Origin of the sequence: Corticibacter populi (genome assembly GCF_004217315.1) — a bacterium.
GTDB lineage: Bacteria > Pseudomonadota > Gammaproteobacteria > Burkholderiales > Burkholderiaceae_C > Lampropedia > Lampropedia populi.
The window spans coordinates 513,136-523,795 of record NZ_SGWR01000001.1 but is presented as its reverse complement, the minus strand read 5'-3'; the positions used below and the strand labels follow the sequence as shown (position 1 = coordinate 523,795).

Annotated in this window: 13 protein-coding genes and 1 pseudogene; 7 read left to right on the top strand and 7 right to left on the bottom strand. The window is 58.2% G+C overall.

Annotation, left to right across the window (positions count from 1 at the left end; genetic code table 11):
* A complete protein-coding gene (locus tag EV687_RS02280; RefSeq protein ID WP_207226362.1) occupies window positions 1-603 on the bottom strand; it encodes a hypothetical protein in 603 nt (200 codons plus the stop codon).
* A gap of 8 nt (window positions 604-611) precedes the next feature.
* The gene (locus tag EV687_RS02275) at window positions 612-1,787 is read right to left on the bottom strand and encodes a hypothetical protein (RefSeq protein ID WP_130466414.1); all 1,176 of its coding nucleotides are present in this window, start codon (window positions 1,785-1,787) and stop codon (window positions 612-614) included.
* Between the two features lie 51 nt (window positions 1,788-1,838).
* On the opposite strand from EV687_RS02275, the gene EV687_RS02270 reads away from it, so the two are divergent.
* Window positions 1,839-2,159 carry a plasmid stabilization protein gene (locus EV687_RS02270; protein WP_242612419.1) on the top strand — a complete coding sequence of 107 codons (321 nt, stop codon included), beginning with the start codon at window positions 1,839-1,841 and terminating at the stop codon, window positions 2,157-2,159.
* A 175-nt stretch (window positions 2,160-2,334) separates the two neighbouring features.
* On the top strand, window positions 2,335-2,745 hold the full coding sequence (locus EV687_RS02265) for a hypothetical protein (RefSeq protein ID WP_122226258.1): 411 nt from the start codon (window positions 2,335-2,337) through the stop codon (window positions 2,743-2,745).
* A gap of 225 nt (window positions 2,746-2,970) precedes the next feature.
* On the opposite strand, the pseudogene EV687_RS02260 reads toward EV687_RS02265, so the two are convergent.
* From EV687_RS02260 to EV687_RS19355, 5 genes and pseudogenes are all read right to left on the bottom strand, one after another.
* A pseudogene (locus EV687_RS02260) lies at window positions 2,971-3,449 on the bottom strand (integrase core domain-containing protein); the annotation flags it as partial.
* 676 nt (window positions 3,450-4,125) lie between these two features.
* Window positions 4,126-4,794 carry a DUF4145 domain-containing protein gene (locus tag EV687_RS02250; RefSeq protein WP_122227103.1) on the bottom strand — a complete coding sequence of 223 codons (669 nt, stop codon included), beginning with the start codon at window positions 4,792-4,794 and terminating at the stop codon, window positions 4,126-4,128.
* Window positions 4,795-4,884: 90 nt separating this feature from the next.
* The gene (locus tag EV687_RS02245) at window positions 4,885-5,091 is read right to left on the bottom strand and encodes a YegP family protein (protein WP_122226256.1); all 207 of its coding nucleotides are present in this window, start codon (window positions 5,089-5,091) and stop codon (window positions 4,885-4,887) included.
* A gap of 82 nt (window positions 5,092-5,173) precedes the next feature.
* Window positions 5,174-5,458, bottom strand: a complete 285-nt coding sequence (locus EV687_RS19360; RefSeq protein WP_122226255.1) for a DUF7660 family protein — start codon at window positions 5,456-5,458, stop codon at window positions 5,174-5,176.
* Between the two features lie 67 nt (window positions 5,459-5,525).
* A complete protein-coding gene (locus EV687_RS19355) occupies window positions 5,526-5,810 on the bottom strand; it encodes a DUF7660 family protein (RefSeq protein WP_122226255.1) in 285 nt (94 codons plus the stop codon).
* Window positions 5,811-6,394: 584 nt separating this feature from the next.
* Here EV687_RS19355 and EV687_RS02230 point away from each other — a divergent pair.
* The 5 genes from EV687_RS02230 to mobH are packed head-to-tail and all read left to right on the top strand — an operon-like array spanning window position 6,395 to window position 10,515.
* Complete coding sequence (locus tag EV687_RS02230; protein ID WP_130466413.1) at window positions 6,395-6,973, top strand: hypothetical protein; 579 nt, start codon at window positions 6,395-6,397, stop codon at window positions 6,971-6,973.
* Window positions 6,974-7,026: 53 nt separating this feature from the next.
* Window positions 7,027-7,287, top strand: coding sequence for a hypothetical protein (locus EV687_RS02225; protein WP_130466412.1), 261 nt, complete (start codon window positions 7,027-7,029; stop codon window positions 7,285-7,287).
* Window positions 7,284-7,769: a hypothetical protein gene (locus EV687_RS02220; RefSeq protein ID WP_122226253.1), complete on the top strand. Its 486-nt coding sequence runs from the start codon at window positions 7,284-7,286 to the stop codon at window positions 7,767-7,769. The genes EV687_RS02225 and EV687_RS02220 overlap by 4 nt, the downstream gene beginning before the upstream one ends.
* Window positions 7,770-7,783: 14 nt before the next feature.
* Entirely contained in the window at window positions 7,784-7,990 is a 207-nt protein-coding gene (locus EV687_RS02215; protein ID WP_130466411.1) for a hypothetical protein, read from the top strand.
* Window positions 7,987-10,515 carry a MobH family relaxase gene (gene mobH, locus EV687_RS02210; RefSeq protein ID WP_122226252.1) on the top strand — a complete coding sequence of 843 codons (2,529 nt, stop codon included), beginning with the start codon at window positions 7,987-7,989 and terminating at the stop codon, window positions 10,513-10,515. Before EV687_RS02215 ends, mobH begins: the two co-directional genes overlap by 4 nt.
* Window positions 10,516-10,660 lie beyond the last annotated feature (145 nt).

Sequence of the window (10,660 nt, the reverse complement as noted above, 5' to 3'; positions counted from 1 at the left end):
TCACCTCCGCTGCAGCTGTTCAATGGCACGCCGGCCGGCGTTGCGATCGGCCTGCGAGGCCTGCACAGGCACGCGTGCGCGCTGCGCCTGCGGGTCGATCACCTTGTCTCGCGGGACATTGAGCATGTCCGCCGCCGTGGTCGACGCCTCGACAGGGGGCATGGCCGAGAAATCGACCATGGGGGAATTCGGATAGAGGCGCTGCATGGCGCCCTGGAACTCGCGTTCCCAGGCCAGCGATCGCTCGACGTCTTCGCGCAGCGCCTTGGCGAACTTCTCGGCGTACTTGCGGCGCTCGTCGGCGCTGCGCGCATGGATGCCCAGCACCTCGACCGGCGAGATGTTCTCGACCGAGAATGCGGCACGCGGCCCCTGCATCAGCAGCTTGGCGCGGCGCATCTCGTCGGTCGAGAGTCCCCAAAACTGCGCCTGCAACTGGTCCAGGTCGTCGAGCTGGATGGCGCCGGCCTGCGTGGCCGCCTGTTGGCGTGCCCCGATCTCGGTGGCGGCGATGGGCTTGTTGCCCACCTGCTGCGACCAGGCTGCGGTGGTGGTCCAGAGCACGACCAGGACGGCGGCGCGGATTTCTGTGGTCAAACGCATTGCCTGCCTCACTGCACTTTGCGCAGGATCTGCGGCTTGCCGCCGACCAGGAACACGGCGGTCTGCGTGACGGGATCCGCCGACTGCAGCGTGATGCCACGCGTCGAATCGCCGACCTGCAGCACGCGGTAGCCGAGCGACGTATCGGTGGTGCCGACCACCACCGAAGGCTGGCCGTTCCACATGTCGATCGAGACGAGCTTGACTTGCGGCTCGGCAGGCTCCGGCGCCCTGGCGACCGCCTCGCGGCGCGGCTGCTGCCTGGGTGCGGCAGGTCGGCTCACGATGGCCCGCTTGGCAGCAGGCGCTGCTGCGGATGCTGATGAACTCGAAGCGATGAAATGCTGAACATCCAGCGTGGCCTGGCCGTCCTCTTGCCGAAGCAGACCGGCTTTGACAAGTCCAGCTTCGAGCGTTGCGTTCCAGCTTTGTTGCTGCGCCAGGGCACTTTGCAATGCCATGACCTGCTGCTCCAGCGCCTGCAGCTGCTGGGCGGATGCAGGGATCGATGAACCTGCGCTGCGGGCATCTCCCGCAGCGACATGGTCGATGACGCCAATGTCGTGGGTCAGGGCCTCATCATCATCCTCATAGGAGGCTGGGGGGCTTTCAAGAGCCAAGGTCTGATCCAGCTCGCCTGCGCCGACGACGCCCAGGTCAGCTGGAAGCGGCTCGAAACTGCTGGCGAGTTCAGGCTGTGGCACCACAGGAGGGGCTGCAAGCCCCTGGTCACGCAGAGCCAGCCATGCCGATGCGCCACCAGCGATAGCAATCGCAATGACTGAGCCAATGACCATCTTCTTGAGCGAGAAAGGCAGACCAGCCAGAGCGCTGCGCTTGCTCGCCTGTCCCTCGGACGATGCATCACGCGCCTCATCAGCAGGTTCTGCCGCCGCGCCTTCCAAAAAATCCACTTCAGGCAGCGGATCGACTGTTGCATCCGATTGAGCCTTGCGCGCCGCCTCGTCTTCAATGGCTTGCTGCGCCACCACTGGCTCTTGCTGTTGATCTTCCTGTTGCATGGCTGGACCTCGGATAACTGCCCGCCGCTGCTGCGCTTCGACACGGGCCAACGGTGGGAACACAGCCCACCACCAATGCCTGCCAGTGTTGCAATCAGAGAAAACTGTCTCAAGCCGAAACCCCGCCGCACGTGCAAGCGGGTTTCGGCTTGACAAAGCCATTCAAATCCTATAAGTCAAAATGCGATTAGGCATACAGAGCAGGAAGACACCATGGACATGAGCCCCATAAATCACTATCAGAACGCCAGTTTCCTGAGAGAGTTGGCCGAGAGGCTGTCGCAGATATCCCCGCAAGATCATGGTCCTGAGCGTGTCGAATTGCTGCTGCGCTTGGCAAATCAGGAGTTGGCTCACGGTGAGTACGACGAGTGGGTACGGGCAAAAGTCGAAGCAGTGCGCACGGACATCCGACCAGGCATGAGTACCGATGAGCTCCGCATGTTGCTGCAGGACCACTTTCGCAATCAGCCAGGCGCACCATCCAATCCTACGCACCTTGCGGAGGTTACGAAGCCTTCGCATAATGGATAGGAATCCATCCGTCTACTCGGATTCATATCAATCTGTCGATGGATATTTATCTATCTGTTGCACAGATGATATTTAATATGTCCATCGGATTGAATTGCATCTGCTGATAGGATATAATTGAATCCGCGTAGTCGGACGAATATTGATCTGACTACTTGCTAAGGGAGAATGACCCATGCAGATCCGCGAACAAGGCCGCAAAATCCAGTTCATCCGCTCGACCTATGACCCCGGGCACAAGCGTTCATCGGGCAAGGTGGTTGCGACCTGCCTCAAGTACATGACGTCATTGCCTGCGGCAGAAGCCGAGAAGCTCACGGAGGAAGAACGCACGCAGGCAGAGGAGTTCTTCAAGCAAAGAGAGCAGGAGCAGACTGAGTTCCGAAGGCGCTACAGCACGGATGGCTTGCCGTTCAGCCTGCAGCAGGTCGTGCAGCACATCGCTGATGGCGGCGAGATTTCCCCCGTCCAAGCCGAGAAAATGTGGCAGGGCATGGCCGCATTGCAGAAGGCGTTGAAGAAGGCAGGCCACGCCAAGCCTGTACGACCAAAGAAGGTGAAAGCCGCTTCATCACTCAAAGCGTAATGCGCTGATATCGCTTGTGATTTCGAAGATCGACGGAGCTGCCGCGATGGTATGTTTTTCCATACTATATGTTTTTCCGTACCATCCGTGTGACCCAAATGGGCAAGCCGGGGGCGGCTTGGAACAGGCACAAAAAAGACTGACCTACCCGGAAATTTCCTACCAATCGGAATTAGAGACGCAGGCCATGGTTGTTAAATCATTGGTCAGTGTTCCTACGAACTGTCATGGGGTCAGGTAATTCAGGCTGGAATGTGGCCGAACATCATTGTAGTGATGTCGCCAGTCCTCAATGATGACCCTCGCTTCAAGCCGGTTTCGAAACCGCTCCATGGACAGGCATTCATCCCGGAATTTGCCGTTGAAGCTCTCATTGGTACCGTTCTGCAGGGCTTGCCGGGTTCGATCAACACCGTCTCCAGCCTCTCCTGCACCGCCCACTGCAATAGCTGGGCGCTGACGAACTCGGGGCCATTGTCGCTGCGCAGATATTTCGGCGCACCACGCAGGCTGACCAGGCAACTGAGTACGTCGATCACCCGCTTGGCACGGATACTGCCTGCCACATCAATGGCCAGGCATTACCGCGTGTATTCATCGACCACGGTCAGGCATTTCAGTGTCTGGCCATTGGCACAGGCATCATAGACAAAGTCATAGCTCCACACGCTGTTCCTGCCTCTCGGCAGGCACGGCCTGGGCTGCGATGAGACCACACCTCCAGAGGACGTTTGCGTTTGGCAGGCACCTCTTGAACAAGATTTTCATCTGGCTCATAATTTGGATCTGCTGCTTTGGTGATTCTAACGCCTGAGTTAAGCCGCGCCGCAAAGCGGCGTCGGCTTGAATGAATTGTTAGAGCGCACTAGCCGACTCAACTGCTGTCTCATACTGAATAGCCTCAAATACAAATGGACCAACCGTTTCTAATAGGCGAGGGTTCTCATAGCCGTTCTCGTAGGCGAAGTCTCCCCACGTGTATGTCCTTTGATCCCGACTTACCTTAACACTGTAGGCACCGCAGCCAATATCGCCGCACTCTGGGCATATGTAAAGAAGTACTCTTCCGGAGTCAGATTCAGGCGCGCCCTGCAGCGTCAATTGCCTGGCAACATCTGCTTGGGACTCTGGGTAGCCTCGGACAAGAGCGCCCATAAAATCCCCATGGCCGCCATGTTGTTTGACAATGGTGCGGAGAAGAGACTCCCCGTCAATGTGGAAATCAGCGGATGTTCTCGCGGTCGTCGACGTGCTGCCGGTAGACCCTGGGCGGACAAGAAGTTTGTATGAGAGCTCGTTTAGCATCCGGGTGCGCTCTAACGCCTGAGTTAAGCCGCGCTGCGAAGCGGCTTCGGCTTGAATGAATTGTTAGCCTTCTGACTATGCCTTGTCCCGCTTGTCGACGGCTTGAATTGCGCCAGAAGGAAGCCCGTCGTAGAAGGACTCTATTTCTTTCGGCTCGGTGATCATCTTGTTTGCAATGAAGTTGATTAGCTCGAAGAGCTTAAGAACCCTTTGAGGTTCTTCCGAAAGATCGATTTCTCCTGGATGAACGGCGTTGTTCCCAGTGATTCTGAGGGCGTCGAGAGATTTCTGCACGAGCGGATTGAGGCCCTTCTTGACGAGGCTTTTGATGTCGTCGTTGATGTTCTTGCCTTCTTCCCCCAGCTGAACACACAACTTCTGTAAAGCAAGCCTCAAAAGTGCGGCGGCAGCCCTAGGGGAATCTGCAAGAACACTTGCAGCCTCGTGGTAGTCGGCCTGGATGGATTCTGAAAGGTCTTGGTTTGGTGGGGCAGCGATGGTCTTCTTTGGGTAGATCATGTTCTGACCATGCCAGAAAGCGACCTGACTGCAATGCTGGCATTTTGTAACAATCCAATCCTTTGGCAGGACCTCATTGAACATGGATTGTGAGGCAACCTCGCTACGCCAATTGAACTGCGTCAAGGTCAATAGATGTGCATAGAATTGCTTCGCATAAACGTTGCAGTAAGGGCAGTGATATTCACCCTTTCCAAGGGCAGGAGGGAAGTGCTCGAACGGCATGACTATGTCCCCAAGAAGGCTAACGACTAAGGTAAGCGGCTTGCGTAGCAAGTCCGCTTGAGCGCAATGTTAGGCGTTGCCATAAGCGATCTATGGGCGCAACCTTTTGTAGCTGTCATCGCCAATAGTGACTGCACTTGAAGAAGCTTTCATGAGGCCAACCGAATGCTCGCAATCAACTAGGTTGTTATAGCTTTCCGAGCTTACGGCGATGGTCTTGCCGTTGGTCGCCACGTAACGCCAGCGCCACTCACTTGCGTTGTCTTTGTAGACATAGAAATACGCGATTGAAGCCACTTACTCTCCTTATGTTTAGGCCTAACGCCTGAATTAAGCCGCGCCGCGAAGCGGCGTCGGCTTGAATGAATTGTTAGGCGCGCTACTCATAGCCTTGCCCCGCCCATAAAAATAAAGCGAATAAGTACCAAGGATTGCTTGGCTTGGGCCCTGGTCGTTCGCCAAAATCTGAATCCTCCGCCCATGATACCGCGGCCTCCAGGAAGTCAGTGATGGTGTGGTTGGCCCAGTCTCCACGGAATCCGTCAATAGTCAATGGGAACCGATCCGCGGATTGTCTATCCGCAACCAGCAGTTTGACGAAATGGACGAACGAGGACTCATCCGATACTGAATTTAGGGAATTGAATAGCCGATCCTGTTCCATGCGTGCCTAACGCCTGAATTAAGCCGCGCCGCGAAGCGGCGTCGGCTTGAATGAATTGTTAGGCGCGCTACTCATAGCCTTGCCCCGCCCATAAAAATAAAGCGAATAAGTACCAAGGATTGCTTGGCTTGGGCCCTGGTCGTTCGCCAAAATCTGAATCCTCCGCCCATGATACCGCGGCCTCCAGGAAGTCAGTGATGGTGTGGTTGGCCCAGTCTCCACGGAATCCGTCAATAGTCAATGGGAACCGATCCGCGGATTGTCTATCCGCAACCAGCAGTTTGACGAAATGGACGAACGAGGACTCATCCGATACTGAATTTAGGGAATTGAATAGCCGATCCTGTTCCATGCGTGCCTAACTATATTTAGGCCGCCCAGCTCAAGCACAGTCAGGCGGCCTATCCAATCCGATCCGACCTATCTTCCCTCTGCCGATGCTTGCCTTTGATGATTTAGGCCGCCTAAAATTCTGCGGATGGATAGGTCACAAAATGTTTCGTCGGCGCCATTGTCGCAAGCGGGGGCAAGGCCCGTCAAGTTGCTTGATCAGGTGCGGGCGGCTATCCGGGTGCGTCACCACTCCATTTGCACCGAAGATGCCTCCTTGTTCTGCCACAGCAGTGGTGAAGACTTCTCTGCCGTCAAGTCCTTGCCTCATGAAACCGCAAGCCGGGGGCGGCTTGCAACAGGCAAAGGCCTCTCTACGGGAGTAGTGGCCCAATCCAAAGGGCGCGGCAGCTCCTCATTCTTCGGTCGCTGCCGCAAAGGGCTTACTGGTAGGGGAAACAGCCGCTAAGGGGTTACCGGCGCAGCGCAGCGCCGGGAGGCGCTGCGCTGCGCGTAAGGGCCTGGCGCATCCTCATGCGGGCATTTAACAGAATTTGCCGCAGCGAGCAAGCCGAAACCCTCTCAAACGTGTCGCAGGAAATCGGCATGACGAATCGTGACGCAGCCCATAACCTGCGGAGCATGAGCCAGAAGTTTCCCTGTCCACCATCGTTGACGCAGCAATTCGAGCCCCTGACCAATGCCGAACCTGGCTCAGGGCAGCGTGATCGTCTCGACCAGGCTCATGCCATCTTCGTGATCGTCGAATCGCTGCGCAGCCTTGGCCTGGCCGCCTGGTCACCCACCTTGCTGACCTGGCTGGGCCGATTCGATGGCTTGAACCAGTACCTGAGAGAAGACGCCCATCCATTGCTCTGTGTGCGTCAGGTACTGCTGTGCCATGTCGCCGATCTTGGGAAAGGATTGGTGGTGAAAGGGCCTCTGGCTACCGAGCTGCTGCGGCAGCAAATCATTGACGACCTGGTCGAACAAGACTTCGTCCATCACCGCTGCTACTGGAGCGCCAGGCCGCCCCGGCCGCGCCTGGAATTCAATCCGCTGGAGCAAACCTGGCTGGAATTCGTCGCCCTGGGCCAGGTGGCCGAGGATCTGTGCGTCTGGCGCCCCGAACGCGGCAATCCACTCCTGGCCGAGCGCAGCCGCGTGCTGCTGATGAAGTCGTGAATCTGGAGCAGGGCGGCGAATAAGGAATCCAAAGCTGTATCAGGTGAAATCGCATGGCAGATCAAATTCTCGTTGGAACCGATATTTGCATCAAGTTCAATGGCAAGACCTTCATGACAAGCACAGTCAAGGGTAAACGTGCGTCGTCGAATTGCCTGCCATCCATTGCTGCATCACGCCTGGGCTACAAGTTGTTTGGCGACCAATACAGCCACGCCCAAATGTGCATCACACCCGACAACTCGCCAGGCTGCAGCTTCTGGACACTGTATCAATGGGCAGACGTGAATTACGTGAATGGACAGAAATCATGACTGACGCAGCGACCGAAGCCATCAAATATGCTGTATCGATAGATTCGGGAATTGAATACCTGCGTTGCTGGCTGCATGGTGAATTTGAAGCATGCCGAAACGAATGGCCGGATGCGCCGATCAGCTGCTACATCGGCAGCGATCCCGACATGCCCGCAACACAGGCGGATGCCGACTTCGAGGTCATTGCGACACTGGTCGATGTCTGGAGTGGTAGCACTTTCTCAGCTGAGCGCGACCGTCAGGCCTTCTCCAAGGCCTCCATTCGCGTGCTGGGTTTCGAGCTGCCTGCAGGATGGACCGGCAAATCCAGAACCAGGACGCTGGGCCAGGATCACTGGCTTGAGTGTCAAGTTCAGAAAGACGGGAAGATCGATTATGTGTCATTGCATTCGTATTCCGAGCATGAAGCAGCGCTGCAGATGATGTATCGGCTCAATCGGATTCATGGCAAGTCTTCTTTGTATTGTGGCAATTATTAATGAGGTTCAGTGATATGGATGATGCAATTCGCAGTCTTTTATCCGTTGTGGCAGGCTTGTTTTTACTGCTTGCCTTTGAAATCTACGATGCCAATTCAGCCTGCAGTCGTGGTGGTAAGCGATATTCGATATTTGCACCATCGGAAAAGGTGAACTGCGTGAATCCTGATACTCAACAAGACAATCAGCAAGCATCACCAAAACCCGCGAATGCATCATGAAATCCATCACCGCGCGGCTGCTGTCCATGATGCCCTGGAGCAAGGGCAAGCCAGTGGGGCCTGTTCCAGCAGCGGCGCCGGCGGCCGCACCGCAGAATGAGGACGAGGACGCGCTCAAGGTCGAGATCGCCGGCAGCCGGGCAGGGTGGCTGCGCGTCCTAGACGCCGACGAGCTGCTGCGCCACGTCCATGCGCGCAAAGTCCTCAAGAAGATCTGGCTGCAATCGAGACAGTCCGAAGCCGTCTTTCGCCGCGACTTTCTGCCGGCACTGCGCGCCTATGCCGAGTTCGTGCAGCTGATGCCGGCGTCGGAGGCGCATCACCACGCGCACGTCGGCGGGCTACTCTCGCACACGCTGGAGATGGTCCTTGCAGCGCTGACCTGGCGAAACGGCCATCTGCTGCCCGAGGGCGAGGTGATCGAGGTCATCGATACGCAACGCGATCACTGGACCTATGTCGTGTTCTTCGCGGCGCTGCTGCACGACGTGGCCAAGCCCATGACCGATCTGCGCATCTCCTGGCGCACGCGCAACATGGCCACGCCTCTACGCTGGGCGCCTCTGGCCGGCAACCTCAAGCAAGTGGCCGGCCACGCCAGCACCACAGGCGCCGAGTACCTGGTCGATTTCACGCCCAAGGCCGCCCGCGACTACTCGGCCCACTCCAGAATGGCCCAGCTGCTGCTGCCGGCCATAGCGCCGTCCTCGGCCATGGCGTTCCTCTCGACACAGCCGCGTGCGCTCGATGCGCTCAACCTCTATCTCTCGGGCCAGGACAAGGGCAGCCTGGTCGCCCAGCTGGTGCGCCGAGCCGACGCCTTGTCGGCGAGGCGGGCACTGCAGAGCGGCAGCCAGGCGCGCTTTGCCACTGCCAAGGCCGTGCCGCTCATCGATCTGCTGATGCAGGCCATTGGCGCAATGCTGCGCGGCGGCACCAGCCTGCCGCTCAATCGCAGCGGCGCGGCCGGCTGGGTCCATGACGGCGCGATCTGGTTCGTCGCCAAGCGTCTGGCGGACGCGACCCGCGACTGGATTCAGAAGAATGAGCCCGATCAGACCGTGCCGGGTGAGACCAAGAACGATCGCCTGTTCGACACCTGGCAGGACTATGGCCTCATCGAGCGCAATCCGCACTCGGGCCAGGCCATCTGGCATGTCGCCGTGCATGGCCAGGCCGCAGACGGCCAGGAGCAGGGCGCTTACACGCATTCGCTCTCGATGCTCAAGTTCCCTCTTGCAAAAGTGTTCGCGGATCCCGAGCACTACCCGGAGCCGATGCAGGGCTACATCGAGGTCAAGGAATCCAAGGATGCGGCATCCGTCCAGGAAGAGCCAGATCCTGCAGGCGCTGCAGCAACGGCTGACGATGGTGTCCTGAACACTGAACCAGGTCATGCCGAAGTCAGCACACAAGCCAGCACACAGAAGGCTGAATCAGGTTCGGGCAAGAAGCGCGAGCATGCGCCAGTTTCCAAACCTTCCGTGAAGGAGCCGAGTTTCAACAAGGCCGCAGCCGTGCGCGAGCCGGCCTTCAACAAGCCCAAGCCTGCAGCAGGCAAACCCACGGCAAACAAAGCTGCAGCAGTTTCTGGTTCGGGCAAGCATGGAGCAGCGGAACGTCAGCCGGCTGAACCTGTTGCAACCCGCAAGGCCAACCGGGTCAGTGCCGAGGATGCGGCAGACCTGCTGGACGCACCGGTGTTCGAGGAGGCGATGGTGACGGCCAGAACGGCACCGGCGAAGCCGCCCGCAGCTGCGGCGAGGCCTGGCCAGCATGAGGATGCAACAACTGCGCCGAAGGCCAATCATCACGAAACTGGCGCAGCTGCAGCGGCTGCACATGCCGCGTCGATGCCGCCCGCGCCACGCTTGCAGCCGCTGCAGCCCTTGGCGCCGCTCAAGCCGCTGCAGCCGCGTAAAACCTTGCCAGGCGTGGTGCTGGGCAAACCGGCGCCAGTGACCGCACGCAGCAGTGCGGCCGTCGATCCGGAGCCAGCCGCAAGACCTGGTTGCGATCACGAAACTGCGCCAATTTCCTCGGATGCCTCCGGCGAAGCCGCTGAAGCCACATTGGGGCCGGAGCCCGTCATTCTGCGGCCCAAACTGCCAAAGATTCCCGGAGCGGCCGCAACCACGCCGCCCGAGCCCTCGCAGCTGGCTCTCGACTTCATCGAATGGTTGCAGCAGTCGCTGGTGGACCGCGAGATCAAGTACAACGAGACCGGAGCGGCCGTGCATTTCGTGCCGCAAGGCATGGCGCTGGTCTCGCCGCTGATCTTCAAGCTGTACGCCGGCACGCTCACGCCCGAGGCCCACAAGATCCCGGAGCTGGCCACGCAGGTGCAGCGAGCGGTCATCAAGGCTGCCTGGCACTTGCCGGGTCCGAACAAGACCAACATCGTGCGCTTTGCGATCAAGCGTGGCGAGCAGGTCGTCAGCCACTTGTCGACCGTGGTGTTGGTCGAGCCGGGACGTTTCGTGCAGCCGGTGCCGCCGAGCAATCCGGTGCTGGAGCTGGTGTAGCGGGCCGTGCTGTGCATTGACACCGTAACAAGCTGTGGTACATTCGCGTCGTGTGTCAACGGAGTCTTTGTTCTTAACTTGTTGATTTCTTTGAACTGAGAAGATGTCAATCTGCATCAGTATCTGGTAAAAAATGAATGCGGGG

What these genes read in the sequence shown, in the direction of transcription:
- EV687_RS02220 (WP_122226253.1), top strand. Translation starts at nt 7,284, where the DNA reads ATGACTGACGCAGCGACCGAAGCCATCAAATATGCTGTATCGATAGAT.
- EV687_RS02250 (WP_122227103.1), bottom strand. Translation starts at nt 4,794, where the DNA reads ATGCCGTTCGAGCACTTCCCTCCTGCCCTTGGAAAGGGTGAATATCAC.
- EV687_RS02280 (WP_207226362.1), bottom strand. Translation starts at nt 603, where the DNA reads ATGCGTTTGACCACAGAAATCCGCGCCGCCGTCCTGGTCGTGCTCTGG.
- EV687_RS02215 (WP_130466411.1), top strand. Translation starts at nt 7,784, where the DNA reads ATGGATGATGCAATTCGCAGTCTTTTATCCGTTGTGGCAGGCTTGTTT.
- EV687_RS02265 (WP_122226258.1), top strand. Translation starts at nt 2,335, where the DNA reads ATGCAGATCCGCGAACAAGGCCGCAAAATCCAGTTCATCCGCTCGACC.
- mobH (WP_122226252.1), top strand. Translation starts at nt 7,987, where the DNA reads ATGAAATCCATCACCGCGCGGCTGCTGTCCATGATGCCCTGGAGCAAG.
- EV687_RS19360 (WP_122226255.1), bottom strand. Translation starts at nt 5,458, where the DNA reads ATGGAACAGGATCGGCTATTCAATTCCCTAAATTCAGTATCGGATGAG.
- EV687_RS02270 (WP_242612419.1), top strand. Translation starts at nt 1,839, where the DNA reads ATGGACATGAGCCCCATAAATCACTATCAGAACGCCAGTTTCCTGAGA.
- EV687_RS19355 (WP_122226255.1), bottom strand. Translation starts at nt 5,810, where the DNA reads ATGGAACAGGATCGGCTATTCAATTCCCTAAATTCAGTATCGGATGAG.
- EV687_RS02275 (WP_130466414.1), bottom strand. Translation starts at nt 1,787, where the DNA reads ATGGCTTTGTCAAGCCGAAACCCGCTTGCACGTGCGGCGGGGTTTCGG.
- EV687_RS02225 (WP_130466412.1), top strand. Translation starts at nt 7,027, where the DNA reads ATGGCAGATCAAATTCTCGTTGGAACCGATATTTGCATCAAGTTCAAT.
- EV687_RS02230 (WP_130466413.1), top strand. Translation starts at nt 6,395, where the DNA reads ATGACGAATCGTGACGCAGCCCATAACCTGCGGAGCATGAGCCAGAAG.